Origin of the sequence: Accumulibacter sp., from assembly GCF_036625195.1 — a bacterium.
Classification (GTDB): Bacteria; Pseudomonadota; Gammaproteobacteria; order Burkholderiales; family Rhodocyclaceae; genus Accumulibacter.
Window position 1 is genome coordinate 2,401,962 of the sequence record NZ_JAZKUG010000001.1, and the last position, 24,616, is coordinate 2,426,577.

The window sequence follows — 24,616 nt, forward strand, 5'->3', positions numbered from 1 at the left end:
CGTATCAAGCGGTGCAGCGGCCACGCACGGGGCGTCGTCGCCGGCCTACAGACCAAACGGAGGATCCAGCCATGTCGCACACAGTCCCGGCGAAAGCCACCTCAATCGCCGCACTCATACTCCTCGCCGCGCTCGCACAGCCGGCGCAGGCGGCAACGACCCTGACGCTGCAGCCCGATGAAGCGACCAGCCAGGATGTCTTCGTCTACGAGTTCGCGATTCCCGGTGCCTTCGGCATCGCCAGCGCCGCGCGCGTCACCAACCTCGACAGCCAGACGCTGAACAGCCTGGTGCCCCTGCCGGCGGTGCCCTTCGGCAACTTCCTGGGCAGCAGCAACACCGTGCCGCTGATCGGTGCGCAAGGCGAGAGCCGGGCGCATGACACGCGCTCGCTGCTGCGCTTCGATCCAAGCGGCGTCGGAATCACCGCCGGGCAGGTCGTCAGCGCCAGCCTCAGGCTCTTCGCGCTGCCCGGTCTGCCGCCGTTCGACAATCCGACACCGGCGCAGCCGATCAGCACCGACCTGCACCGCGTCACCGAGAACTGGAGCGAGACCGGCGTCACCTGGGAGACGCAGCCGGCGGTATCGGGGGCGCTGAGTTCGGTGACGCAGGATGGCGTGAACCAGTGGGTCTCCTTCGACGTCACGGCGCTGGTTCGCGACTGGCTCGCCGACCCGGCGAGCAACTTCGGTGTCGAGCTGCGCCAGCCCGATATCGTCATCGCTGCTTCCGGCAAGCCGCTCGCCTCGCTCTACGCCTCGTCCGCGTGGGCTGACGCCGGGCTGCGGCCACTGCTCGAGATCTCGGCGATTCCCGAGCCGTCCACCGCGGCGCTGCTGGCGGGCGGGCTGGGGCTGTTTGGCTGGGTCGGACGGCGCCGGCAGCAGCCCTGAATCGCCCTGCCGGCGGTCCCGGGTCGCCGTCGTGTCGACCCGGCCGGTCGCGGTACGCTTGCCGCTTCGCCGGCTGGCGGCCGTGGCCGGGCAAAGACGAAACGGGCAGAGCCACAAGGCTCTGCCCGTCGCGCCGCAGGCTCCCGGCCAGTCGCCCTGCGCTTACTGCTTGGCGGCCTTGATGTCGCCGTCGGCGCCGACGCCGAGCGTGTAACCCATCGACACGTGGTGGAAGCGGCCGATCGCGTGGTCGCTGTGGATGGCGACGCCGATCGGCGTCGCCTTGCCTTCGGCGAGGGTGCCGTTCAGCTTGCGGGTGAAGGTGACGGTGTAGGTGTCACCGCTCTTGCTGCCCTCGGCCTTGACGCCGGCGCTGCCGCCCTCCATGTTGCGCTTGTCGGTCACCGATCCGTCAGCCGCCTTGGCACCCTTGGCGCTCTTCCACTGCATCAGCTCGTAGGCGCCGTCCTTGGTGTACTTGGTCTTCTTGTCGTCGGCGCCAGGCATCGTCCGTGCGTCGCTGTGGCAGGTGGCCCAGCAACCGACCTGCGCACCCTGGGTGACCTTGTCGTTGGCGAAGAGGACCGTCGCCTTGACCTCGTTCTCCTTGTCGGCCGGGTCGACGCCGCCACCTGGCGCCTTGAAAGTCAGACGGACGTAGAGGTTGTCCTTGTCGTAGGCGGTCTGCACGGCGACCGGGAAATTCATCGTCTTCGGCGCGCCCTTGGGCTCGAGATCCTTGCCGGCAAGGCGCTTCATGTCGAAGTTGAGGCCGCCCTTTTCCTCATGGCAGCCGACGCAGCTCTCGCCCTTGTTGAGGCCGGTCCGCCCGCTGTGGTCGGATTTCTTCATGATCCATTCGATCGGCGTCACGCCGGCGTGGAACACTTGAATGTCGCGCTTGGGAACCTTGCTCCAGTCGGGAGCAGCAGCCTGTGCGAGCTGCGGACCGAGAGCCAGCAGGGCGCCGAAGAGGGCCAGGGAAACGCTCGTTCTTTTCATTTCGGACTCCACTCAAGGGTTGATGCGGTTGGTACGTGTCAGCGGCCACGCGACGTCGATCGAACGTCGATGGCCGCGCCTGGGGCAAAGGGGTTTGTGGCGAAGGGGGCTACTCGTCGTCCTCTTCCGGCATGTTCTTCGGTTTCGAGTGCGCGATTCCCTTGTGGCAGTCGATACAGGTCTTCTTGTCTTCCTGACCTATCTTGTGCATCTTGGAAGCACGCGCCTTCTGTTTCTCGATGTCCATCGCCGAGAATGAGTGGCAGTTGCGGCATTCGCGCGAGTCGCTCGCCTTCATCCGGTTCCACTCGTTGGTCGCCAGTTCGAGGCGCTTGGCGTCGAACTTCTCGGGCGTCGAAATGGTGCCCATGACCTTGCCGTACAGTTCCTTGCTGGCGGCGATCTTGCGCATCATCTTGTGCCCCCAGTCCTTCGGCACGTGGCAGTCGGAGCAGTAGGCGCGGACGCCGGTGCGGTTGCTGTAGTGGATCGTCTTCTTGTACTCTTGGTACACGTTGTCCTTCATCTCGTGACAACCGATGCAGAACTCGAGCGTGTTGGTGGCTTCCATCGCCGTGTTGAAGCCACCCCAGAAGAAGACGCCGGCAACGAAGCCGACCGACAGCAGCGCCAGCAGCGAGTACTTCGTACTCGGGCGTTTGAGGCGGGCCCAGAACCCGGAGCTGTCATCGGTCACGCTGTTACCTCCCTGTCATTGTCAGGCCGTCGGTCGGCTTGCCGAGGCTGCGCGAAGTCTAGCGGATGGGCCGGTGGCCGCGGTTTGATCTGTGCTAACAAATGCGGCGATGGTGCGCTGCATCGGCTGCCATGAAGCGGGCGACGCGCGCGGGCGGAAGACCACTGACGGCAGCCCTTGTCGGTCCGCCGCGTTCGGTCCGCCAGGGACGGACTCCGGCGGTGCGGCCGGTGCGCCGCCACCGCTGCTCCTTGCCGGACCGACAGGCAGGTGAGCGTTCGCTCACGGCTGCACCTGGTCGATGATCAGGCGCAGCTTGCGGTTGCCCGGCTTGACGCCGGTGATGCGGCCGAAAAGGTCGCCGGACGAAGTGCTGGTGCCGCCGGCGCGGGTGATCCGCGCTTCGACGCTGACGCTGGGGAAGTCGGAGATCTTCCGGCCACCGGCGAGTGCCATCGAGTCGTCGAGACGGAAGTCGAGTGGCAGGTCGGCGACCGTCGCGCGCATCGCCGCCAGCGGCATGCGCGACCCGTCCTCGGCGCGGGCGAAGACGAATACGACGTCGTCCGGCCGCGCGCGGCCGGCCAGCTTGCCGCTCAGCGCCACCTCGCCGGCGACCTGGCCGGAGCCGCGGCCGCCCTTCGTCGCCGTTGTGCCGCCAGCGGTTCGGGCGGCGGCGATGTCTCGTGCCTCGCCGATCGCCGCGGCGACCGTCTTTGCCTCGTCGCTGCCGGGTTCGAGCTGCGACAGGAGGCGTGACCAGTAGTCGGCGGCAGCGGCGAAATCCTGCCGTTCCCGGGCTGCCGCGCCGGCGAGCAGCAGCGCCTGTGCTTCGTTCGGGTCGATCTCCAGTGCCCGCTTGATCAGTTCGCCCGCCTTGCCCTGCAGGCTGCCGCCATGCACCTGGCTGAGCACCTCCGCGTAGTCGGCGAGCAGGCCGGCATCCTGGTCGACGACGCTGCCGGCACGGGCGTAGGCGTCGGCCGCCTCGGGGTAACGCTCGAGGACCTTGTACGAGCGCGCCAGCATGACCCAGCCCTTGCCGTCTTCCGGGTTCTTCTTCAGTCTTTCGACCAGCCCGCCGATCATCGCGTCGATCTGCTCGGGAGCGATGCGCGCCTGTCGTTGCAGAGGGTCGAGAGCGCCCGGGTTGCCGAGCAGCGCATAGCCGGCAGCAGCGGCCAGCGGGATGACAAGGAGGAGGAACAGCGCCGTGCGCCGGCCACCGCCTTGGCTGAGCGGTGCGGCCGGCTGCGTCTCCACTTCGTCGAGCAGGCGGCGCTGCAGCTCGCTGCGCGCCTGCGCCGCCTCGGCGGCGCCGAGCGTGCCTTCGTCCCGCTCGCGTTCGAGTTCGGCGAGCTGGTCGCGGAAGATCGCCAGATGGGTTTCGCGCCGGTCGGCGCCGGCGGCCGGTGGCGCCGACCGCCACAGCGGCAGCAGCAGGATGGCCAGTGCGGCGGCGAGCAGCAGCGCCGCAACGATGATGAAGGCAGTCATGCTCGTCCTAGTCGGGACCGCTGCGGGCGGGAGTCATGCGGCGTCTTCCCTGGCCGCAGACTGGAAGCTGGCCGGTGGCGGTGGAATGAGGCGATGCTGGGCACCTGCGGCCCGGTCGGCAGAAGTCATGGCCGTGGCGGCGCGTCCGGATCGTGCAGCAGCGCCTCGGCACGCCGCGTCTCGTCGGCGTTCAGCGGGCGCTGCTTGCGGAGTGCGCGCTCGCGCCGCCGCAGGTGGAGCAGAAGCGCGCCCAGGGCAGCGACGAAGAGCAGGCCGGGACCAAACCAGAGCAGCAGCGTCGTCCCCTTCAGGGGCGGCCGGTAACGGACGAAATCGCCGTAGCGGCTGACCATGAACTCCATGATCTCGGCGTCGCTGCGGCCGTCACGGATCAGGCTGCGGATCTCGCGGCGCAGGTCGTTGGCCAGTTCGGCGTTCGATCCGGACAGCGACTCGTTCTGGCAGACGAGGCAGCGCAACTCGGAGGAGATCGCCACCAGGCGCTTCTCGGTCGCCTCGTCGGCGGCGAGCGGTGCCGCCTCCCGGGCCTGCAGGCGGCTGCCGGCGATGGCGGTGAGGAGCAGGAATACGATGAGCAGCCAGCGGCTCATCGGTTCAGCTCGGCGAGCAGCGGCAGGATCTTGCCGGCGAGGATGTCCGGCGTCACCGGGCCGGTGTGTTTCATGCGGATAATGCCGGCCTTGTCGATGACGTAGGTTTCGGGGACGCCATAGACGCCGTAGTCGATACCGACGCGGCCGTCGATGTCGAGCACGGAAAGGGTGTACGGATCGCCATGCCGGGCCAGCCAGCCGCCAGCGCGCTCGATGACCATCCGCTTCTCGGCGGCGGCGTCGAGCCTGCTGCTGTCGATCGCTCCGTCGCCGCGCACTTCCTTGTAGTTGAGGCCGATCAGCGGCACAGTCTGGCGCTTCGCCAGGTCGACGAGGAGCGGGTGCTCCTGCCGGCAGGAGACGCACCATGATGCCCAGACGTTGAGCAGCCAGGCCTTGCCAAGCATTTCCTGCGGCGAGAACTGCTGCTCCGGTGCATCCAGGCGCGCCAGCGAGAACGCCGGTGCCGGCTTGCCGACGAGCGGCGAGGGCACGTCGCGCGGGTTCAGGTTGAGGCCGACGGCGAGCAGGACGACGAGGACGACGAAGCCGATCAACGGCCAGAGAAACCGGTTCATGCGCGATCCCTCAACTGTTCTGCGGCACGGGCGTGGCAGCCGATGCCGGCTGTGCCGAGGGCGCGCGCGCCTTGATGCGGTAGCGACGATCACTCATCGCGGCGAGTCCGCCGATGGCCATCAGCACGCAGCCACCCCAGATCCAGTCGACGAATGGCTTGTGGTAGACGCGCACCGCCCACGCCGCTTCCGGTCGCGACTTGTCGATCGGTTCACCCAGCGAGACGTACACGTCACGCAGCAGGCCGGTATCGATCGCCGCTTCGGTCATCGGCATCGAAGACGCGACGTAGAAACGCTTCTCGGGGTACATCTTGCGCAGCGTGTGCCCGTCGCGGATCAGATCGACGTCGCCGACCAGCGCGCGGTAGTTCGCACCCTGCTGCTGGCGGACGCCGTTGAAGCGGAAGACGTAGCCACCGACGCTGACGGTGTCGCCGATGTCCATGCGCACGTCCTTCTCGGTCTGGTAGCCGCCGACCATGGCGACGCCGACGATGAAGACGGCGATGCCGAGATGCGCCAGGTGCATGCCGTAGAAGCTGCGCGGCTGCCGGCCGAGCGTTGGCAGCAGCGCCTGCCCGGCGCGCGTCGCCTGCACCCGCTGGTAGATGTTGAGCAGCGTGCTGCAGGCGATCCACGCCGCCAGCAGCAGGCTGAGCGCGACCAGCGGTTTCCATGCGCCGGCGAGGAACGGTGCTCCGGCCCCGACCAGCGCCGCCGTCAGGAAAGCCCAGCGCAGCGTTCGCACCAGCTCGCCGAGTTCTGCCTGCTTCCAGCGGACGAAGGGTGCGACGCCCATCAGGAACACCGCCGGCAGCATCAGTGGCACGAAGACGGCATCGAAATAGGGCGGGCCGACCGAGAGCTTGCCGGCGCCGAGGGCGTCGATCAGGAGTGGGTAGAGCGTGCCGAGCAGCACCGAGGCGCAGGCGACGACGAGCAGCACGTTGTTGGTCAACAGCAGTGATTCGCGCGAAAGCAGGGCGAAGCGGCCACCGAGGCCCACCTTCGGTGCGCGCCAGGCGAACAGCGCCAGCGAGCTGCCGATGACGGCGACCAGGAAAGCGAGGATGAAGATGCCGCGCCGCGGGTCGGTGGCGAAGGCATGCACCGAGGTCAGGACGCCGGAGCGGACGAGGAAGGTACCGAGCAGCGACAGGGAGAACGCCGAAATGGCGAGGAGGACCGTCCAGTTCTTGAAGCTGCCGCGCTTTTCGGTCACCGCCAGCGAATGCACCAGGGCCGTGCCGACCAGCCAGGGCATGAACGACGCGTTCTCGACCGGATCCCAGAACCACCAGCCGCCCCAGCCGAGTTCGTAATAGGCCCACCACGAGCCGAGGGCGATTCCCAGCGTCAGGAAGATCCAGGCGGCGGTCGTCCACGGTCGCGACCAGCGTGCCCAGGCGGCGTCGAGCTGGCCGGAGAGCAGCGCCGCGATGGCGAAGGCAAAGGCCACCGAGAAGCCGACGTAGCCCATGTAGAGCATTGGCGGATGAAAGATCAGGCCGGGATCCTGCAGCAGCGGGTTGAGGTCGCGACCCTCCTCGGCGCCCGGCAGCAGGCGCTCGAAGGGGTTCGAGGTGAGCAGGATGAAGAGCAGGAAGCCGGCGCTGACCAGTCCGAGGACGCCGAGTACCCGTGCCACCATGTGATCGGGCAGCTGTCGCGACAACAGGGCGACCGCCAGCGCCCACAGCACGAGCATCAGGACCCAGAGGAGCAGGGAACCCTCGTGCCCACCCCAGACGGCGGCGATGCGATACTGCAGTGGCAGCAGGCTATTCGAGTGCTGGGCGACGTAGAGCACCGAGAAGTCGTTCTGCACGAAGGCGGCGGTCAGGCAGCCGAAGGCGGCCCCCAGCAGCAGCGCCTGGACGATCGCCGCCGGGCGGGCAAGGGCAATCCACGGTTGCCGTCCGCTGTGGGCGCCGAGCAGCGGCAGCGTTCCCTGCGTCAGCGCGACGCACAGCGCGAGAATGAGGGCGAAGGTGCCGAGTTCCGGGATCATGGGCGTCTCGTCCGGGTCACTGCCTGGTCGTGCGGGCGGCGGCTTCGGCTGCCGCCCTGTTCGCTGCCGCCCGCTGGTGCGCATCGCCGACCGCCTTGGCGGCTTCCGGCGGCATGTAGTTCTCGTCGTGCTTCGCAAGGACCTCGCTGGCGGTGAAGACGCCGTCTTCGGCGAGCTTGCCCTGCGCGACGACACCCTTGCCCTCCTGGAACAGGTCGGGCAGGATTCCCTTGTAGGCGACGGTCATGTCCTTCTCGGTATCGGTGACGACGAAGCGCAGCGTCACGCCGTCCGGCTGGCGTTGCAGCGAGCCTTCCTTGACCATGCCGCCGATGCGGAAGCTCTTGCCCTGCGGCGCCTCGCCGGCGGCGACCTGGGTCGGCGAGAAGAAGAAGACGAGGTTGCTGCGGAAGGCGTTGAGCACCAGGGTTGCGGCGACGGCGAGGATCGCGAGGCCACCGAGAATGAGCGCGATGCGTTTGTGACGAGGCTTCAATCGTTGCTCCTGTTTGCCGTACCCCGCTGGCTGGTCGCGCTGGCTTGGCCGCGCTCCGCCGCTTCGGCCCGGTACTGTCTTCTGAGGCGGGCGATCAGGCTCTTGCGACCCCGCAGCAGCAGCATCGGTTCCGCCACCATCAGCAGCACCATCACCAGCAGCGATCCCCAGACGTAGGGGCCATGCCGGCCCATCGCCAGGAATTCGGCAAGACTGTTCCAGTGGATCATCCTATTCCTTCCCGCCGAGCAACGTGCGCACCCAGTCGGTATGCCGCTCGCGTTCGAGCATGATGACGCGCACGCGCATCAGCGCCACCGCGATGCTGTACATCCAGCAGGCGAGCGCGCACAGCAGCATGCCCCAGAGCATCATCGCCGCCATGCTCGGAGCCTTGGCCAGGCTGACCGAAGCGCCCTGGTGCAGCGTGTTCCACCACTGGACCGAAAAATAGATGATCGGGATGTTGACCACCCCGACCAGCGCCAGGATCGCGCCCGCCCTGTCGGCACGGCGAGGGTCGTCGATCGCCGCCTGCAGGGCGATGAAGCCGATGTAGAGGAAGAGCAGGATCAGTTCGGAGGTCAGGCGCGCGTCCCAGACCCACCACGTGCCCCACATCGGCTTGCCCCACAGGGCCCCGGTCCACAGCGAGAGAAAGGCGAAGAGGGCGCCGGTCGGCGCCAGCGCCGACGCCATCATCCCCGACAGGCGGGTGTTGAAGGCGAGTCCGGTCGCCGCCCAGAAGGCCATCACCAGGTAGATGAACATCGACAGCCACGATGCCGGCACGTGCAGGAAGATGATCCGGTAGCCCTCGCCCTGCTGCGCGTCGGTCGGCGCCAGCAGGAAGCCGATGCCGAGGCCGGCGACGCCGAAGATCGCGGCGAGACCCCAGAACCACGGAATCATGCGGCCGGCGAGCGGGTAAAAGCTCTGCGGGCTGGCATACCTGAACCAGTTGATCAGTCTGTTGCTCATCTATTCCAGGGCGACTCGCAGCGCCGCGGCCGTTGGCCACGGCGCAAAAAACACGCCACCGAGCGCCAGGGCGCCGAGCAGCGACAGGTGGGCCTGCGCTCCGAGGCCGGTGACCGTCGCATCGACGGCACCGGCGCCGAAGATCAGCACCGGAATGTACAGCGGCAGGACCAGCAGCGACAGCAGGACACCGCCGCCGCGCACGCCGAGGGTCAGCGCGGCGCCGATGGCGCCGATCCCGGACAGCGCCGGCGTGCCGATCAGCAGCGACAGCGTCAGCACCGCCAGCGCGTCCTCCGCCAGGTCGAACTGGATGCCGAGCACCGGCGCCAGCAGGACCAGCGGCAGCCCGGCGAAGAGCCAGTGCGCGATCACCTTGCCGAGGACGATCAGCGCCAGCGGTTGCGGCGCGAGCGCCAGTTGCTCGAGCGTCCCGTCGCGATGATCGTCGGCGAACAGGCGCGGCAGCGAGAGCATCGTCGCCAGTAGCGCGGCGACCCACAGCACACCCGGAGCCATTCGTCGCAACTGCTCCGGTTCCGGCCCGACGCCGAGCGGGAACAGGCTGACGACGATGATGAAGAAGAACGTCGCGGCGACGATGTCGGCCTGCCGCCGCATCGCCAGTCGCAGGTCGCGGCCGATGACTGCACGGATCAATGATAGCATCGGGCTGGCTACAATCGTTGCTGCGATGCAGCATCGTCGCCGAGCGTCAGCTCGCGAACGCTGCCGGCGGATACCGCGACCGCCTGATGGGTGGTCAGCACGGCCAGCCCGCCACGTTGCAGGTGCGCCCCGACGAGCCCGGCGACGAGATCGATTGCCGCCCTGTCGAGCGCGACGTAGGGCTCGTCTAGCACCCACAGCGCGCGTTTCTCGTGCACCAGGCGGGCGAGCGCGGCGCGTCGCTTCTGTCCCTGCGACAGATAGCGGCAGGCGAGGTCCTCGCGGCCGAGCAGCCCGACCAGTTCGAGCGCGGCGAGTGCCGCCTCCTCGTCGAGCGCCTCCTGCGCCAGTCGCGCCGTCGCCAGGAGATTCTCGAGCGGCGTCAGTTCCTCCTTGATCGCGTTCTGGTGACCGAGAAAGCACAGCTCGCTGCGGAATTCCTCGCCCAACCGCGCGATCGGCCGGCCACGCCAGCGGATCTCGCCGCTGGCCGCTGGCGTCAGGCCGCACAGCATGCGCAGCAGGCTGGTCTTGCCGGAGCCATTGCGGCCCTGCAGGGCGAGCATCTCGCCAGCCGCGAGACGGAAGCTGACGCCGGCGAACAGGCGGCGTTCACCGCGCACACATTCCAGATTGGAAGCTTCGAGCATGCCAGAGGGGGTCCGGGTCGGGGTCAGTGCCGGCAAGGGCGTATTGTGAACCCGCGAGTTTAGCCCCGGATTGACCGAAATCAAAATGGATTCAATGGCCTCTAGTATCGTTTGCGAGTGATTTCCGGGAGCGTGGCCGTGCAAGAGGGTTCTCTGGATCTGGCATTGACCTGGGATGGGAAGCGGATTGTTGCCGCCACGGTGGCGTCAAACCGGCCGCAGGTGGCGTCGCTGCTGCGTCGGTTGCCGGCGGCAGCCGTGAGCGAACGCGTCCTGCAGCTGTTCGGCATCTGCCGTCAGGCGCAGGCCGCCGCTGCCGCGCTGTGCGTCCGTTCGGCGCGCGGCGAGCGACTGACGCCTGGTGCGCTCGACGAACTGGCGCTGCCGGTGGCGCTGGAGACCATTTCGGAGCACCTCTGCCACCTGCTGATTGCCTGGCCGACCTTGCTCGCCGATCCGTTGCGGCCGCCCCGCGTGGCCGACTGTGGCGACTGGCGCCGTCGCCTGCGGGCCGCTTCCGACCGGCGGTCGGCGGCGGCAGTTGCCGCCGATCTGGCGCGCTGGCTCGGCGAAGCCGAGCTGCCGTCGCCCGGCGAGGAGTCGCCACACATCGCGGCGGCGCCGCTGCTGCCGGTGCTGCCGGCAGCCGAATGGGAGCGCATGGCGCTGCTCGCGGACTTCGCACTCCTGCCGACCCGCGCCGGCGAGGTGGCCGAGACCGGCGCCCTCGCGCGGCAGGTGGGCGATGCGGCGATCACCCGGTTGCTTGCCGCGGGCAGGCGGTTCGCGGCGCGGCTGCTGGCACGCCGGCTCGAGTTGTGCTGGCTGGCGGCCGCGCTGGCCGATCCGCCGCGTCTGTCGGCGTTGCTCGACGCCAGCCCGGTGCGCGCCGGCGTCGGCCTGGCGCGGGTCGAAACGGCGCGCGGCACTCTTCTGCATCGTCTCGAGCTGGCCGGCGATGGCGTTGCACACTACCTGATCGTCGCGCCCACCGAATGGAATTTCCATCCGCAAGGTGCTTTCGTGCGCGAGATCAGCGGCTTCCCGGCGGCCAGCCAGCGGGCCGCACGCTTCGCCGCCGAGCGTCTGGCGCTGTCGCTCGACCCCTGCGTTCCCTGCAGCTGCAGGCTCGTCGATGCATGAGATGTCCCTGGCCGTCGGCATCGTGGACCTCATCGAGGAGGCGGCCAGGGCGCAGGGATTCCGGCGGGTGCTGACGGTGGCGATCGAGATTGGCGAGCTGGCGGCGGTGGAAGCGGAGGCCATCGGCTTCTGTTTTTCCGCAGTGGCACGCGGCACGCTGGCCGAAGGAGCGCGCCTGCAAATCGTGCAGGTGCCGGGTGAAGGTTTATGCTTTAATTGTCATCAGACGGTGCCGCTCGCGGCGCTGTACGACCCCTGCCCTGCCTGCGGCGGTCACCCGGTGCAGGCGACCGGTGGTACCGAGATGCGGGTCAAGGAGCTGGAGGTCGAATAACAACAGGAGACAGCAATATGTGTACGACTTGTGGTTGTGGCGTCGGGGACACGCGCGTCGCGGGCGAGTCGGTGCCGGCGCCGGCGAGCACCGATGCGGCCGCGTTGCCGGAATCGGGGCAGGCACGGCGGTATCGCCCGGCAGGTGTGGCGACGCCGGCCGACGCCGATGGTGGTTACCGCCGGAACGAACATCACGAACATCACGGGGATGGCGAACACCATCCACATCACGGGCATCACGGGCATCGCGGCGGACCCGGTACGGCGACGACGCCAGCGCGTCTGGTGCAGATCGAGCGCGACATCCTGGCCAGCAACGACGCCTATGCGGCGGAGAACCGTCGCCGCTTCGAGGAACAGGGGATCTTCGCGCTCAACCTGGTTTCCAGCCCCGGGTCGGGCAAGACCTCGCTGCTCTGCCGCACCATCGAACTGCTCCGTGGCCGCTTGTCGCTGGCGGTCATCGAAGGTGACCAGCAGACCAGTCGCGATGCCGAGCGGATTCGCGCGACCGGGGTTCCAGCATTGCAGATCAACACCGGCAAGGGCTGCCACCTCGACGCGCACATGGTCGGCCACGCGCTGCAACGCCTGTCACCGGGCGATGACTCGCTGCTGTTGATCGAGAACGTCGGCAACCTCGTCTGCCCGGCGGCTTTCGACCTCGGCGAGGCGCACAAGGTGGTGATCCTCTCGGTCACCGAGGGCGAGGACAAGCCGCTCAAGTACCCGAACATGTTTGCCGCCGCGTCGCTGATGCTGCTCAACAAGATCGATCTGCTGCCACACCTGAGCTTCGATGTCGACCTGGCGATCGCCCATGCGCGACAGGTCAATCCGGCGTTGCGCGTGATGCGGCTGTCGGCGACCACCGGCGAGGGTTTCATTGAATGGCTGGCCTGGCTCGACGAGGGTTGCGCCGCGGCGCAGCGGAGCAGGAAGACGACGATCGACGCACTGCGCCGGCGGGTCGCCGAGCTTGAGAACCTGTTGTCCAGCGGTACGAGGTGCTGCGATGGCTGAGCAGAACGTTTGCCAGAACATCCGCGTTAGCGGTGTCGTCCAGGGCGTCGGTTTCCGTCCCTTCGTCTGGCGCCTGGCGCGGGAACTGGGCCTGGCCGGCTGGGTCCGCAACGATTCCCGTGGCGTCGAGATCGAAGTGCGCGGTGCCGCCGGGCAGGTGAAATCGCTCGTCGAGCGCCTGCAGCACGAGGCGCCGCCACTGGCCCGGATCAATTCGGTGGTGGCGCGTGATGCGGCACCGGCGCGCGCCGGCGACGGTTTCGTCATCATCGACAGCCGCAGCGGCCGTGCGGCGACGATGATCGGTCACGACACCGCCGTCTGCCGTGACTGCCTCGCCGAGATGTTCGATCCCGCCAGCCGCCGCTGGCGGCATGCCTTCACCAATTGCACCAACTGCGGGCCGCGCTACACGATCAGCCGCGGCCTGCCCTACGACCGCTCGCGGACGAGCCTCAAGCCATTTCCCATGTGTGCGCGCTGCCAGGCCGAGTACCGCCGCCCCGACGACCGGCGTTTCCATGCCGAGGCCAACTGCTGCCCGAAGTGCGGGCCGCAACTGTTCCTGCTCGACAGCGAGGGGCACCGGCTGGCCGGCGATCCCATCGCCATGGCCCTGGATTTGCTGCGCGACGGGCGGATCGTCGCCATCAAGGGGCTCGGCGGCTTCCATCTCGTCTGCGACGCGCGCAACGCGGTGGCCGTGTCGCTGCTGCGCGAGCGCAAGCAGCGTGAGCAGAAGCCGTTCGTCGTCATGCTGGCCAACCCGGCGTCGGCGGCGTCCTTCGTCCAGATGGGCATCGGCGAACCCGGCCTGCTGACCCTGCCGACGCGGCCGGCGATCCTGATCCGCAAGCGCAGCGGTTGCGACGCGGCGCTGCCCGGGGTCGCACCCGGGCTCGCCTGGCTGGGCGTCATGCTGCCGTACACGCCGCTGCACTTCCTGCTCTTCCACGAAGCGGCGAGGCGCCCGGCGGGACTCGGCTGGCTCGAGCGGGCGCAGGACCTGGCGCTGGTGATGACCAGCGCCAATCCGGGTGGCGAGCCGCTGGTGATCGGCAACAGTGAGGCGCTGTTGCGACTCTACGGCATCGCCGATGCCTTCCTGATGCACGATCGCGACATCGTTACCCGTTGCGACGACAGCGTCGCGCGCATCACCAGCAGCGGTCTGCAGTTCATCCGCCGCGCTCGCGGCTACACGCCGCGGGCGATCAAGCTGCCGCGTTCGGGACCGTCGGTACTGGCGCTCGGTGGCTGGTTCAAGAACACGGTCTGCGTCACGCGCGGTGACGAGGCATTCGTCTCGCAGCATGTCGGCGACCTCGACAACGCCGCCGCCTGTGACTTCCTCGACGAGACGGTGGCGCAGATGATCCGGCTGCTCGGCGTCGAACCGGCGATAGTCGCGCATGATCTGCACCCGGATTTCCATTCGACGCGTTTTGCCAGCGATTTCGCGCAGCAGTTGCGCCTGCCCTTGCTCGGCGTGCAGCACCACCACGCGCATGTCGCCGCGGTGCTGGCCGAACACGGGATCGAGGGCAGCACGCTGGCGCTGTCGCTCGACGGGGTCGGCATGGGAACCGACGGTGCTGCCTGGGGTGGCGAACTGCTGCAGGTCGACGGCGCCCGCTTCGAACGACTCGGACATCTGCAGCCGCTGGCGCTGCCGGGAGGCGACCGCGCCGCCAGCGAGCCCTGGCGAATGGCGGCAGCGGCGCTGCATCGTCTCGGCCGCAATGCCGAGATCCGCGAGCGCTTCGCCGAGCAGCAGGCAGCGCAGGCGGTGGCGCAGATGCTCGTCGGCGACATCCATTGTCCGCCGACTTCGAGCATGGGCCGGATGTTCGACGCGGCGGCCGGCCTGCTCGGGATTAAGGCGGTGATGGCCTATGAGGGGCAGGCGGCGATGCTGCTCGAGAGCATGGCGCAGCGCTACGGTGACGTGCTGCCGCTCGATCAGTGCTGGACGATCGACGATGGCAGGCTGGACCTGCTGCCGCTGCTCGGCGCGCTCGCCGACGAGAAGGACGCCGAGCGTGGCGCGGCGCTGTTCCATGCGACGCTCGCCGCCGCCCTCGCCGACTGGCTGCGCGTGGTGGCGCCCGAGGCCAGGACGGTGGTCGGCAGCGGCGGCTGCTTCCTCAACCAGGTCCTGATGCGCGGACTGCGGGCGCGGCTCGGGGCGAAGGGGATGCAGCTCATCGAGGCGCGCCAGGTGCCGCCCAACGACGGTGGGCTGTCGGTTGGCCAGGCCTGGGTTGCGCTGCAGCACCTGGCGAGCCACTAGGAGCGCGGGCGGTGTGCCTCGCGCTACCCTGTCGAGTCGTCGAGCTGCTGCCCGGCGAGCAGGCGACGGTCGATGTCGACGGCGTTGGCCGACAGGTTTCGCTGGCGCTCGTCGATGGTGTCGCGGTTGGCGATTACGTGATCGTCCATGTCGGCTACGCGCTCACCCGCCTCGATGCCGACGAAGCACTCAGGACCCTGGCGCTGTTCGCCGAGCTGGGCCAGGCGGCCGTGCCGGAGCAGCCGGCGTGGAGCGCCTGAGGGCCGTGCCGCAGGGAGATGGCGCCATGCCGGGAGCGCGCGCCGCGCGTGGCGGCAGATGAAGTTCATCGACGAGTTCCGTGACCGGGAGCTGGCGCACGGGCTGGCGGCGGCAATCGGGCGGGCGGCGCAGCCGCAGCGTGACTATCACTTCATGGAGTTCTGTGGCGGCCACACGCATGCGATCGCCCGTTACGGCGTCAGCGACCTCCTGCCCGCGAACGTGCGCATGATCCATGGCCCCGGCTGTCCGGTCTGCGTGCTGCCGATCGGTCGCATCGACATGGCGATCCGCTTGGCGATGGACGAGGGGGTCATCCTCTGCAGTTATGGCGATCCATTGCGCGTGCCGGCTTCCGGCGGCCTGTCGCTGCTGCGCGCGAGGGCCGCCCTGGCCGGCGGCGGTGAGATCCGGATGGTCTATTGCGCCGCCGATGCGCTGCGCCTGGCGCAGGAGAACGCGCAGAGGCAGGTGGTGTTCTTCGCCATCGGCTTCGAGACGACGACGCCACCGACGGCGGTGGTCATCAGGCAGGCGAGGGCGCTCGGGCTGCGCAACTTCTCGGTGCTCTGCTGCCATGTGCTGACGCCGGCGGCGATCGCCAGCATCCTCGAGTCACCCGAGGTGCGGCAGTGGGGCAGCGTCCGGCTCGACGGCTTCATCGGCCCGGCGCACGTATCGACGATCATCGGCAGTCGGCCGTACGAGTTCTTCGCCGCCGAGTACCGCAAACCGGTCGTCATCGCCGGCTTCGAGCCGCTCGACGTGATGCAGGCGATCCTGATGCTGATCGCGCAGCTCAATTCCGGCCGGGCGGTGGTCGAGAACGAATTTGCCCGTGCCGTGACGCGCGAAGGCAACCGCAAGGCGCAGCGGATGGTTGCCGAGGTCTTCGAGTTGCGCCGCTCCTTCGCCTGGCGCGGACTCGGCGAACTGCCGTACAGCGCGCTGCGCATCCGCCGCGAGTTTGCCGACTACGACGCCGAGCGCCGCTTCCCGATCAGCTATCAGGCGGTGCCGGACCATCCGGCGTGCGAGTGCGGCGCGGTGCTGCGCGGTGCCCGCCGGCCGCAGGATTGCCGCATTTTCGGCAGCGTGTGCACGCCGGAAAACCCGGTCGGTTCGTGCATGGTCTCGTCGGAGGGAGCCTGCGCCGCGCACTACTCCTTCGGCCGCTTCGCCGACGCGAAGGTGGCGCCGTGATTCCCGTGCGCAAGGCATACGGCCGACCGCTCGACCTGCGCCAGGGCCGGGTCGAGATGATGCACGGCAGCGGTGGCCGGGCGATGGCGCAACTGATCGACGAGCTCTTCCTCAGTCGCCTCGGCAACGCTCATCCGGGAGCGGGCAACGACGCGGCGGTTTTGCCGGCGGCGGCCGGCAGGCTGGTCGTGTCGACCGACTCGCACGTCGTCTCGCCGTTGTTCTTCCCCGGCGGCGACATCGGTTGCCTGTCGGTGAACGGGACGATCAACGATGTCGCGGTGATGGGCGCGACGCCGCTCTATCTGGCTGCCGGCTTCATTCTCGAGGAAGGTTTCCCGCTCGCCGATCTGGCGCGCATCGTCGACTCGATGGCGCAGGCAGCGGCCGCCGCTGGCGTGCCGGTGGTCACCGGCGACACCAAGGTGGTGCAGCGCGGCCGCGGCGACGGCGTCTACATCACCACCACCGGCGTCGGCGTCGTCGCCGACGGCGAGGACTGGTCCGGCGACCGGGCGCGGCCGGGCGACCGAATCATCGTCTCCGGCGGCATTGGCGAGCACGGCATGGCGATCATGGCGCAGCGCGAAAGCATCGGCTTCGCCGCCGACATCGTTTCCGACACGGCGCCGCTGCACGGACTGATCGTCGCCATGCGGGCCAGTGGTGCCGACATCCACGTCGTGCGCGACCCGACGCGTGGCGGTGTTGCCACCACGCTGAACGAGATTGCCCGCCAGTCGCGGGTCGGCATGATGTTGCGCGAGAGCGAGGTGCCGGTGCAGCCGCAGGTGGCGGCTGCCTGCGAGTTCCTTGGCCTCGACCCGCTCTATGTCGCCAACGAGGGCAGGTTGCTGGCCATCGTCGCCGACGCCGACGCCGGGCGGCTGCTGGCGGCGATGCGCGCGCATCCGCTCGCTCGGAACGCCGCACTGATCGGCAGCGTGCATCAGGATGCGCAGTGCTTCGTGCAGATGAGCACGAAGCTCGGCGGACGGCGGGTCGTCGACTGGTTGAGCGGTGACCAGTTGCCGCGCATCTGCTGAGCGACGAGCGACGATGCGCATCCTGCTCCTCTGCCATGCGTTCAACAGTCTCAGCCAGCGCCTCCACTGCGAGCTGGCCGGCCGCGGTCACGAGCTGTCGGTCGAGTACGACATCGCCGACGCGGTGGCCGAGGAGGCGGTGGCGCTCTTCCGCCCCGATCTGATCATCGCTCCGTACCTGCGGCGGGCGATCCCGGAAACCATCTGGCGCGCGCACTGCTGTCTCGTCGTCCATCCGGGAATCGTCGGCGATCGCGGGCCGTCGGCGCTCGACCGGGCGATCCAGGATGGCGAGCGGGAGTGGGGGGTGACCGTGCTGCAGGCGACCGGCGAGATGGACGCCGGTCCGGTCTGGGCGTCGGTGGTCTTCCCGATGCGTCTGGCCCGCAAGTCGAGTCTCTACCGCCACGAGGTGAGCGAGGCGGCGACCCGGGCCGTGCTGTGCGCCGTCGAACGTTTCTCCGGCGGCGATTTCGTGCCGCTGCCGCCGTCGCCGATGGCGGCAGCGGCGGGCAGCGAACTGCGGCCGCTGCTGCGACAGGCAGAGCGGGCGATCGACTGGCAGCGCGACGACAGCCGCCGCGTGCTCGCCCGTTTGCACGCGGCCGATGGCTTTCCGGGCGTCGCCGACGAGCTGTTCGGCGAGCCATGCCTGCTCTTCGACGCCTGGCCCGAGGATATCCTGCGCGCTGGTCCTGCTGGCGCCGTGATCGCCTGGCGCGAGACGGCGATCCTGCGTGCAACCGTCGACGGCGCGGTATGGATCGGCCATGTCCGCCGTTGCACGCCGCCTGATTCGCTGAAGCTGCCGGCGGCAGAGGTCTTCGCCGCGCAGCTGGCCGGCATCCGCCAGGTGCCGCTGTCCGCTTCGCCCGCCGCCTGCTGGGCGGCGCCGCACCGTACCTGGCAGGACATCCGCTACGAGGAGGCCGATGGCGTCGGCTTCCTGCACTTCGAGTTCTACAACGGGGCGATGAGCAGTCGCCAGTGCCGGCGCCTGCTGGCGGCCTACGACTGGGTCAGGCGGCGGCCGCTGCGGGTCATCGTCCTCATGGGTGGGCGCGACCACTGGTCGAACGGCATCCATCTGCAGCAGATCGAGGCTGCCGAATCGCCGGCCGACGAATCATGGGCCAACATCGAAGCCATCGACGATCTCGCCGAGGCGATCATCCGCACCGACGACAGGCTGACGATCGCCGCCTTGCAGGGCAACTGCGCCGCCGGCGGCTGCTTTCTCGCCCGCGCGGCAGACCTCGTCTGGGCACGCGCAGGCGTCGTCCTCAACCCGCACTACCGCAACATGGGCAATCTGTATGGTTCCGAGTACTGGACCTACCTGTTCCCGGCACGGGTCGGCGAGACGGCTGCGGCAGCGATCATGCAGCAGCGCTTGCCGTTGAGCGCCAGCGCCGGTGTCTCTGCCGGTCTGCTCGATGCCTGCCTGGCGAACGATCCGGAGTCCTTCCGCATCGACGTCGCGCGGCGCGCGCGCGAGCTCGCGCAGGCATCCGATCTCGTCAGCCGCCTGCGGGAGAAGCGCGCGCGCCGCGCGGCGGACGAGCTGCAGCGGCCGCTGGCAGACTACCGCGCCGCCGAAATGGCGGAACTGGAGCGCAATTTCTACGGCTTCGACCCGAGTTACCACATCGCCCGGCACCATTTCGTGTACAAGACCCCGCACTCGTGGACGCCCCGCCATCTGGCGATCCACCGCGAGCTTGGCTGGCAGCCTGCCCCATGACCGCCAATCCGAGACCGCGCCTGCCGACCGTGCTCGTCGTCGACGACGAAGTGCGCTCGCAGGAAGCGCTGCGGCGCACGCTCGACGAGGACTTCGAGGTGTTCACCGCGGCGAACGCCGACGAGGCGCTGCGCATCATGGAAAGCGAGTGGGTGCAGATCATCGTCTGCGACCAGCGCATGCCCGGGATGAGCGGTGTCGAGTTCCTGCGGCGCGTGCGCAGCCAGTGGCCGGATAGCCTGCGCATCATCCTCTCCGGTTATACGGACGCCGAGGACATCATTGCCGGGGTCAATGAAGCCGGCATCTACCAGTACCTGCTCAAGCCCTGGCAGCCCGAACAACTGCTGCTGACGCTGCAGACCGCTGCCCGCGTGCATCGCCTGCAGCAGGAGAACCAGCGCCTGTCGCTCGAGCTGCGGACGGCGGAGCCGGTGCTGGCGCGGCGGGTCGACAGCAAGCAGGAACGCGCGCGCCGGGAGTTTGCGCTCGATGGCCTGATCCGCAGTCCGCAGAGCCCACTCAATGCCGTCTGCGATCTCGTCGAACGCATCGCCCCGTTCGACCTGTCGGTCCTGATCAGTGGCGAGTCGGGAACCGGCAAGGAGATGCTCGCGCGCGCCATCCACTACCGCAGCCGGCGGGCCGAGCGGGCCTTCGTCGTCGAGCACTGCGGGGCATTGCCCGACCAGCTGCTCGAGGCCGAACTCTTTGGCTACAAGCGCGGCGCCTTCACCGGCGCCTATGAGGATCGCCAGGGCCGCTTCCAGCAGGCCGATGGCGGCACCATTTTCCTCGACGAGATCGGTGATACCAGCCCGGTCTTCCAAGTCAAGCTGCTGCGCGTGCTGCAGGAGGGCGAGTTCCGGCCGCTCGGTGCGGCGCGGCCGCAGTCGGTCGATGTGCGCGTCGTCGCCGCGACGCACCATGACCTCGAGGCCGAGGTGCGCGCGGGCACCTTCCGCGAGGATCTCTACTACCGGCTGGCCACCGTGACGCTGCGCGTGCCGCCGCTGCGCGAGCGGGCGATGGATATTCCGCTGCTCGCCGGCAGCCTGCTCGATGCCGGCCAGAAGCTTCTCGGCAAGAGCGTCGGCGGTTTCAGCACCGAGGCTCTTGCCTGCCTCGCCGCCTACCCCTGGCCGGGCAACGTGCGCGAACTGCAGAACGAGATCCTGCGCATGCTCGCCCTCGCCGACACGCCACGGCTCGGCGCCGACCTGCTGGCGCCGCGCATCCTGCGCACGCCGGCGGTGAACCAGTGCGAGGACCATCTGCTTGAACTGATTCCGCTCGCGGGTGGCCTGAAGGAGCGCATGGAGGCGCTCGAGGCCCGTGTCCTCAAGGAAACGCTGATCCGCCACCGCTGGAACAAGTCGCGTGCGGCGGGCGAACTTGGCCTGTCGCGCGTCGGCCTCCGCGGCAAGCTCGTGCGTTACGGGCTCGAGCGCGGATGAAACTGATCTGGCTGCAGGCGGCGGGTTGCGGCGGCTGCACGCAGTCGCTGCTGGCTGGCGAAGGTCGCGGCGGCGTACTGGCACAACTGGCCGAGAGCGGCATCGAGCTGTGTTTCCACCCCGCGCTGTCGGAGGCGAGCGGCAGCGAGACGCTGGCGCTGCTCGGCGCCGCCATCGCCGGCGAACTGCCGTGCGACCTGCTGTGCATCGAAGGCGCGCTGCTGCGTGGTCCGAATGGCAGCGGTCGCTTCCAGACACTGGCCGGCCGGCCGCTGATCGACGTGGTGCGCGACCTGGCGCAGCGTGCCCGGCATGTACTGGCGATCGGCACCTGCAGCGCCTATGGCGGCATCATTGCCGCCGGCGAGAACCGCAGCGAGGCCTGCGGTCTGCAGTTCGACGGTGATCAGGAGGGTGGTGTGCTGGGCATCGACTTCCGTTCCCGCTCGGGCCTGCCGGTGATCAACGTCGCCGGCTGTCCGACGCATCCCGGCTGGGTCGTCGATACGCTGCTCGCGCTGGCGCTCGACGCGCTGGCTGCCGGCGACCTCGATGCCTGGCAGCGGCCGCGCTTCTACACCGAGCAACTGGTGCACCATGGCTGCCCGCGCAACGAGTATTACGAGTTCAAGGCGAGTGCCCAGAAGCCCTCGGACCTCGGCTGTCTGATGGAGAACCTGGGCTGCAAGGGAACACAGGCCCACGCCGACTGCAACCTGCGGCCCTGGCACGGTGTCGGCTCCTGTCTGCGCGGCGGTTTTGCCTGCATCTCGTGCACGGAGCCCGGCTTCGAGGAACCCGGCCACCCGTTCATGGAGACCGCCAAGATCGCCGGCATCCCGACCGGACTGCCGGTCGACATGCCGAAAGCCTGGTTCGTCGCGCTGGCCGCGCTCTCCAAGTCGGCGACGCCGAAACGGGTGCGCGAGAACTCGCGTTCCGACCATCCGCTGATCGCGCTGGGGGTTCGCAAGGGCGGTAGCAAGTGAGGCCCGCTCAGCGTTCCGCCAGCCACTGCAGCAGGGCGTCGATCGCCGGTTTGCCGAGCCTGGCTTTCGGATCGTTGATCAGGAAGACGACGATCCAGCGCCTGCCGCCCTGATCGAGAAGGTAGCCCGCCACCGCCCGGACGCCCTCGAGGTAGCCCGTCTTGAGGTGCGCCCTGCCGCCGGCGGCACTGCCGTTGAGGCGCCGGCGCAGCGTGCCGTCGACTCCGGCGAGTGGCAACGAGGCGATGAATTCCGGCATTGCCGGGCTCTGCCAGGCGGCGCGCAGCAGCTGCGCCAGCCCCTCTGCCGAGACGCGCTCACTGCGCGACAGCCCGGAGCCGTTGTCGACCACCAGCCCGGGCAGTTTGAGGCCCTTTGCCTGCAGCCAGGATTCCACCTGCCGGCGGGCACCCTCGGCGGTGGCCGGTCGCTCGCCATCGAGGCTGAGGAACAGCTGGCGCGCCATGACGTTGTTGCTGTACTTGTTGATCTCGCGGATGATCTCGGCCAGTGGCGGCGACTCCTGGGTGGCAATCGTGCTGGCCGTCGCCGGCGTCCGCCCGGCGCGCACGCGGCCGCCGAAACTGCCGCCGAGCTCGTGCCAAAGCGCGCGGAAGAGCCCGTCGACCTGGGTGTCGGCAGGCCAGGGCATGAGGTGCAGCGCCTTCTCGCCACAGGCCGCCGGGAAACTGCCGGCGAGTTCGATGGTCTGGCCACTGACTGTCGCCCGGATCTGTTCGCGCCAGTCGCCGCAGCCTTCGTGCCCGAGGCTGAGGCGGTTGCTGATGCGCAGGCCATCGCTCGGCGTCTCGGCGATCACCCTGACCATCGTCCGTGCGGCGTCTGCCTGCAGCGTCAGCCGGATGCTCGCCAGGTTGACCAGCAGCGCGTCGGGACCGGCGTTGTAAGGGCGCAGAGGCTGGCCGTCGAAGGCCCCGGGGTCGTGCTCGGCGACGGCAAAAGCGCTGCGGTCGAGCACGACGTCGCCCCTGATCTCGCTGACGCCGCGGACACGGATCTGGCGCAGGAGCAGCCAGAACTGTTCGAGGCCGAGCCGGGGATCGCCACTGCCGCGCAGGTAGAGGTTGCCATCCAACCGGCCGTCGCGGACGGCTGCATCGGCGAGCGCATCGGTGCGCCAGGTGTGGGCGGGGCCGAGCAGTTCGAGGGCGGCGTAGGTCGTCAGCAGCTTCATCGCCGACGCCGGGTTCAGCGCTGTCCGCGCATTGTGTGCGAGCAGTGGCGCTCCGCCGTCCACCGCCTGCACGACGATGCCGACCGAGCGGGCGGGAATTCCCGCCTGCTCGAGTGCGCGGCTGACGCTGGCCGGAATTTCGGCGGCCGCGACCACGCCCAGCCAGGCGGCGAGCCATAGCACGAGGGCGGCACGGATCATGCTCTTCCCCGTCCGGATCCGGCAGGTGCTGGGCGCACCCCGCACACCGGCGCGCTGGCGACGAATCGCTGCAGCCTCATTGGCGCCGGCTCAGGGCCGGTCGCCAGTCCGGCGTTCAGCCATGTTCCCAAGGTGGCGGATGGCTGAGGAACTCGGCCAGCAGCGGCTCCAGCTGCGTCAGCATCAGGTCGTTGCGACCTGCCAGCCAAGCGCGCACCAGATCGCTGTGGTGGCCCGGAACGGCCTGCAGGACGAGTTGCTCGGCGACCGTCGCGTCGTTCATCCGTCCGAGGAGATCGAGCAGGCCGGCGGCACTCTGGTGGTAGCGTTGCAGCCGCTTCGCCGGGAACAGCGGCGCGAAGAACTCGATTGCGTAGCGCAAGCGTTTCAGGGCGACCCGCAACGCATGCCGGGCTTCCGGGTTCGAGTCGCGGGTCTCGGCTGCGAGCGCGGCGACACGCTTCGCGCGCTTGTTCAGCGAGCGGGGTGCAAAGACCGTGACGGGTGGCTTTCGGCTCTCCAGGAGCGCCAGCGTCGCGGCAGTGAACTCGAGCAGCAGTTGCGAGTAGGCCTCCGCCTTGATCGCCGCCTGCGCCGTCTTGCGGCAGGCGGCCAGCTGGTTGCGCGCCTGCGTCGACAGTCTCTGGACGTCGCCATGATCCGGGAAGGCCTTGCTGATCGGCGGCAGGATCTCGGTGATGAAGACGTCCCAGTTGCGGGTGTCGCCTAGCTGGTTCGCGAGTGCTCGCCAGCGCGGATCGAAGTTGTTTACATAGTCTTCCGGCAGCAGCGGTCGCCACAGGCGGATCGCCGAGCGCAGGCGACGGATCGACACCCGCGCCTGGTGGATGAACTCCGGGGCGTCGGTCTCACGGACCCCGCGCTCGTTGCCCTGCAGCTGTGACAGACAGGAGAAGGCGGTACTGCGGAAGACGCCGATGCTGGTCATTCCCATGCTCAGCGGGACTGGCCCCGCCTTGGCGGGTGCCAGTTTGGCATCGTGCGCCAGGCGGTAGCCGCGCTCGGCCTTGCTGACGCCTTCGGGGTGCAGCGGCAGGTCGGCTTGCAGGGCCAGGGCGGCGGTGAAGAGGTCGCTGGCATCTCCCTCGAGCAGTTCGAGTTCGAGTTCACAGATGTTTTCCCTGCGTTCGCCGGCGACGATCGTTCCGCGGTCGAGAGCAACCTCGATGCGGCTGCCCTCGCGCGGCGTCAGTACCCACAGGCTGCGCGTGAAGTCGGTGGTGAATACCGGGACGAGCTCGGCTGTGGCCTCTTCGAGGAAGCGGCGCAATTTGGGACTGTCGACGTGGCTGAAGTCGAATTGCCCCGGCTGGCCGGGTACTTCCCATTCGCGGCGCTGCGCCAGTCCGCCGGGCGACGGCGCGTCGCTCTTGACGGTGAGCAGCCATGCCTCGCCCTTCTGCCGGTAGCGAACGGCGAGACGCTTGCGCTGCAGGCGCTGGTCCGGGGTGTCGTAATAGGTATTGACCAGCTTCTGTCGCACGGGCTTGCTTGCGGCCAGCAGCGGGTGCGACGACAGGCGGCGTACGGCCGTTGCCGGCAGGCTCAGCTTGATCTCGGTTTCCAGTGCCATGCTTCATTGTCTCCTCTTGGTTGGTATGGTGTGGCCC

The 24,616-nt window shown here is 68.8% G+C and carries 24 protein-coding genes; 11 read left to right on the top strand and 13 right to left on the bottom strand.

Going from position 1 to position 24,616, the window contains the following annotated elements; genetic code table 11:
• The first annotated feature begins 71 nt into the window (after positions 1–71).
• Positions 72–896 (top strand): DNRLRE domain-containing protein, encoded by an 825-nt coding sequence (locus V5B60_RS10610; RefSeq protein ID WP_332346971.1) that lies wholly within the window; start codon positions 72–74, stop codon positions 894–896.
• Between the two features lie 162 nt (positions 897–1,058).
• Here V5B60_RS10610 and V5B60_RS10615 read toward each other — a convergent pair whose 3' ends face one another.
• The 11 genes from V5B60_RS10615 to ccmA all read right to left on the bottom strand — a co-directional run bounded on the left by V5B60_RS10615 (position 1,059) and on the right by ccmA (position 10,094).
• Positions 1,059–1,898, bottom strand: a complete 840-nt coding sequence (locus tag V5B60_RS10615; protein ID WP_332346972.1) for an ethylbenzene dehydrogenase-related protein — start codon at positions 1,896–1,898, stop codon at positions 1,059–1,061.
• 109 nt (positions 1,899–2,007) lie between these two features.
• On the bottom strand, positions 2,008–2,595 hold the full coding sequence (locus V5B60_RS10620) for a NapC/NirT family cytochrome c (protein ID WP_332346973.1): 588 nt from the start codon (positions 2,593–2,595) through the stop codon (positions 2,008–2,010).
• Positions 2,596–2,877: 282 nt separating this feature from the next.
• Positions 2,878–4,092: a c-type cytochrome biogenesis protein CcmI gene (gene ccmI, locus V5B60_RS10625; RefSeq protein ID WP_332346974.1), complete on the bottom strand. Its 1,215-nt coding sequence runs from the start codon at positions 4,090–4,092 to the stop codon at positions 2,878–2,880.
• A gap of 125 nt (positions 4,093–4,217) precedes the next feature.
• Positions 4,218–4,703, bottom strand: coding sequence for a cytochrome c-type biogenesis protein (locus V5B60_RS10630; protein ID WP_332346975.1), 486 nt, complete (start codon positions 4,701–4,703; stop codon positions 4,218–4,220).
• On the bottom strand, positions 4,700–5,284 hold the full coding sequence (locus V5B60_RS10635; protein ID WP_332346976.1) for a DsbE family thiol:disulfide interchange protein: 585 nt from the start codon (positions 5,282–5,284) through the stop codon (positions 4,700–4,702). The genes V5B60_RS10630 and V5B60_RS10635 overlap by 4 nt, the downstream gene beginning before the upstream one ends.
• Before the next feature lie 10 nt (positions 5,285–5,294).
• Entirely contained in the window at positions 5,295–7,298 is a 2,004-nt protein-coding gene (locus tag V5B60_RS10640) for a heme lyase CcmF/NrfE family subunit (RefSeq protein WP_332346977.1), read from the bottom strand.
• A 16-nt stretch (positions 7,299–7,314) separates the two neighbouring features.
• Complete coding sequence (gene ccmE / locus V5B60_RS10645) at positions 7,315–7,794, bottom strand: cytochrome c maturation protein CcmE (RefSeq protein WP_332346978.1); 480 nt, start codon at positions 7,792–7,794, stop codon at positions 7,315–7,317.
• A complete protein-coding gene (gene ccmD, locus V5B60_RS10650) occupies positions 7,791–8,024 on the bottom strand; it encodes a heme exporter protein CcmD (RefSeq protein WP_332346979.1) in 234 nt (77 codons plus the stop codon). Before ccmD ends, ccmE begins: the two co-directional genes overlap by 4 nt.
• A gap of 1 nt (position 8,025) precedes the next feature.
• Positions 8,026–8,775: a heme ABC transporter permease CcmC gene (ccmC, locus tag V5B60_RS10655; RefSeq protein ID WP_332346980.1), complete on the bottom strand. Its 750-nt coding sequence runs from the start codon at positions 8,773–8,775 to the stop codon at positions 8,026–8,028.
• Positions 8,776–9,444 (bottom strand): heme exporter protein CcmB, encoded by a 669-nt coding sequence (gene ccmB, locus V5B60_RS10660; protein WP_034933109.1) that lies wholly within the window; start codon positions 9,442–9,444, stop codon positions 8,776–8,778.
• 8 nt (positions 9,445–9,452) lie between these two features.
• Positions 9,453–10,094, bottom strand: a complete 642-nt coding sequence (gene ccmA, locus V5B60_RS10665) for a cytochrome c biogenesis heme-transporting ATPase CcmA (RefSeq protein ID WP_332346981.1) — start codon at positions 10,092–10,094, stop codon at positions 9,453–9,455.
• A 138-nt stretch (positions 10,095–10,232) separates the two neighbouring features.
• On the opposite strand from ccmA, the gene V5B60_RS10670 reads away from it, so the two are divergent.
• The 10 genes from V5B60_RS10670 to V5B60_RS10715 are packed head-to-tail and all read left to right on the top strand — an operon-like array spanning position 10,233 to position 21,589.
• On the top strand, positions 10,233–11,237 hold the full coding sequence (locus tag V5B60_RS10670) for a nickel-dependent hydrogenase large subunit (RefSeq protein WP_332346982.1): 1,005 nt from the start codon (positions 10,233–10,235) through the stop codon (positions 11,235–11,237).
• Entirely contained in the window at positions 11,230–11,571 is a 342-nt protein-coding gene (hypA, locus tag V5B60_RS10675; RefSeq protein WP_332346983.1) for a hydrogenase maturation nickel metallochaperone HypA, read from the top strand. The genes V5B60_RS10670 and hypA overlap by 8 nt, the downstream gene beginning before the upstream one ends.
• Before the next feature lie 17 nt (positions 11,572–11,588).
• Positions 11,589–12,596, top strand: a complete 1,008-nt coding sequence (hypB, locus tag V5B60_RS10680) for a hydrogenase nickel incorporation protein HypB (protein WP_332346984.1) — start codon at positions 11,589–11,591, stop codon at positions 12,594–12,596.
• The gene (gene hypF / locus V5B60_RS10685; protein WP_332346985.1) at positions 12,589–14,889 is read left to right on the top strand and encodes a carbamoyltransferase HypF; all 2,301 of its coding nucleotides are present in this window, start codon (positions 12,589–12,591) and stop codon (positions 14,887–14,889) included. Before hypB ends, hypF begins: the two co-directional genes overlap by 8 nt.
• An 11-nt stretch (positions 14,890–14,900) precedes the next feature.
• Positions 14,901–15,149, top strand: a complete 249-nt coding sequence (locus tag V5B60_RS10690; protein ID WP_332346986.1) for a HypC/HybG/HupF family hydrogenase formation chaperone — start codon at positions 14,901–14,903, stop codon at positions 15,147–15,149.
• A 58-nt stretch (positions 15,150–15,207) separates the two neighbouring features.
• Positions 15,208–16,353, top strand: coding sequence for a hydrogenase formation protein HypD (hypD, locus tag V5B60_RS10695; protein WP_332346987.1), 1,146 nt, complete (start codon positions 15,208–15,210; stop codon positions 16,351–16,353).
• A 56-nt stretch (positions 16,354–16,409) separates the two neighbouring features.
• Positions 16,410–17,399 carry a hydrogenase expression/formation protein HypE gene (gene hypE, locus V5B60_RS10700; protein ID WP_434735373.1) on the top strand — a complete coding sequence of 330 codons (990 nt, stop codon included), beginning with the start codon at positions 16,410–16,412 and terminating at the stop codon, positions 17,397–17,399.
• Positions 17,400–17,412: 13 nt separating this feature from the next.
• Positions 17,413–19,143: a hydrogenase maturation protein gene (locus V5B60_RS10705; RefSeq protein ID WP_332346989.1), complete on the top strand. Its 1,731-nt coding sequence runs from the start codon at positions 17,413–17,415 to the stop codon at positions 19,141–19,143.
• Positions 19,140–20,600, top strand: a complete 1,461-nt coding sequence (locus V5B60_RS10710) for a sigma-54-dependent transcriptional regulator (RefSeq protein WP_332346990.1) — start codon at positions 19,140–19,142, stop codon at positions 20,598–20,600. The genes V5B60_RS10705 and V5B60_RS10710 overlap by 4 nt, the downstream gene beginning before the upstream one ends.
• Positions 20,597–21,589, top strand: a complete 993-nt coding sequence (locus V5B60_RS10715) for a HupU protein (RefSeq protein ID WP_332346991.1) — start codon at positions 20,597–20,599, stop codon at positions 21,587–21,589. The genes V5B60_RS10710 and V5B60_RS10715 overlap by 4 nt, the downstream gene beginning before the upstream one ends.
• A 7-nt stretch (positions 21,590–21,596) precedes the next feature.
• Here V5B60_RS10715 and dacB read toward each other — a convergent pair whose 3' ends face one another.
• Both dacB and V5B60_RS10725 read right to left on the bottom strand, forming a co-directional pair.
• Positions 21,597–22,985 (bottom strand): D-alanyl-D-alanine carboxypeptidase/D-alanyl-D-alanine endopeptidase, encoded by a 1,389-nt coding sequence (dacB, locus tag V5B60_RS10720; RefSeq protein WP_332346992.1) that lies wholly within the window; start codon positions 22,983–22,985, stop codon positions 21,597–21,599.
• A gap of 115 nt (positions 22,986–23,100) precedes the next feature.
• The gene (locus V5B60_RS10725; RefSeq protein ID WP_332346993.1) at positions 23,101–24,579 is read right to left on the bottom strand and encodes a CHAD domain-containing protein; all 1,479 of its coding nucleotides are present in this window, start codon (positions 24,577–24,579) and stop codon (positions 23,101–23,103) included.
• Positions 24,580–24,616: the final 37 nt, after the last annotated feature.

Excerpts from the sequence above, each read along its gene's own strand:
- hypE (WP_434735373.1), top strand. The coding sequence starts at position 16,410 with ATGATGCACGGCAGCGGTGGCCGGGCGATGGCGCAACTGATCGACGAG.
- V5B60_RS10630 (WP_332346975.1), bottom strand. The coding sequence starts at position 4,703 with ATGAGCCGCTGGCTGCTCATCGTATTCCTGCTCCTCACCGCCATCGCC.
- hypD (WP_332346987.1), top strand. The coding sequence starts at position 15,208 with ATGAAGTTCATCGACGAGTTCCGTGACCGGGAGCTGGCGCACGGGCTG.
- hypA (WP_332346983.1), top strand. The coding sequence starts at position 11,230 with ATGCATGAGATGTCCCTGGCCGTCGGCATCGTGGACCTCATCGAGGAG.
- V5B60_RS10635 (WP_332346976.1), bottom strand. The coding sequence starts at position 5,284 with ATGAACCGGTTTCTCTGGCCGTTGATCGGCTTCGTCGTCCTCGTCGTC.
- V5B60_RS10715 (WP_332346991.1), top strand. The coding sequence starts at position 20,597 with ATGAAACTGATCTGGCTGCAGGCGGCGGGTTGCGGCGGCTGCACGCAG.
- V5B60_RS10710 (WP_332346990.1), top strand. The coding sequence starts at position 19,140 with ATGACCGCCAATCCGAGACCGCGCCTGCCGACCGTGCTCGTCGTCGAC.
- V5B60_RS10725 (WP_332346993.1), bottom strand. The coding sequence starts at position 24,579 with ATGGCACTGGAAACCGAGATCAAGCTGAGCCTGCCGGCAACGGCCGTA.
- hypF (WP_332346985.1), top strand. The coding sequence starts at position 12,589 with ATGGCTGAGCAGAACGTTTGCCAGAACATCCGCGTTAGCGGTGTCGTC.
- ccmD (WP_332346979.1), bottom strand. The coding sequence starts at position 8,024 with ATGATCCACTGGAACAGTCTTGCCGAATTCCTGGCGATGGGCCGGCAT.
- ccmI (WP_332346974.1), bottom strand. The coding sequence starts at position 4,092 with ATGACTGCCTTCATCATCGTTGCGGCGCTGCTGCTCGCCGCCGCACTG.
- dacB (WP_332346992.1), bottom strand. The coding sequence starts at position 22,985 with ATGATCCGTGCCGCCCTCGTGCTATGGCTCGCCGCCTGGCTGGGCGTG.
- ccmC (WP_332346980.1), bottom strand. The coding sequence starts at position 8,775 with ATGAGCAACAGACTGATCAACTGGTTCAGGTATGCCAGCCCGCAGAGC.
- V5B60_RS10615 (WP_332346972.1), bottom strand. The coding sequence starts at position 1,898 with ATGAAAAGAACGAGCGTTTCCCTGGCCCTCTTCGGCGCCCTGCTGGCT.
- ccmA (WP_332346981.1), bottom strand. The coding sequence starts at position 10,094 with ATGCTCGAAGCTTCCAATCTGGAATGTGTGCGCGGTGAACGCCGCCTG.
- V5B60_RS10705 (WP_332346989.1), top strand. The coding sequence starts at position 17,413 with ATGCGCATCCTGCTCCTCTGCCATGCGTTCAACAGTCTCAGCCAGCGC.
- ccmB (WP_034933109.1), bottom strand. The coding sequence starts at position 9,444 with ATGCTATCATTGATCCGTGCAGTCATCGGCCGCGACCTGCGACTGGCG.
- hypB (WP_332346984.1), top strand. The coding sequence starts at position 11,589 with ATGTGTACGACTTGTGGTTGTGGCGTCGGGGACACGCGCGTCGCGGGC.
- V5B60_RS10610 (WP_332346971.1), top strand. The coding sequence starts at position 72 with ATGTCGCACACAGTCCCGGCGAAAGCCACCTCAATCGCCGCACTCATA.
- V5B60_RS10640 (WP_332346977.1), bottom strand. The coding sequence starts at position 7,298 with ATGATCCCGGAACTCGGCACCTTCGCCCTCATTCTCGCGCTGTGCGTC.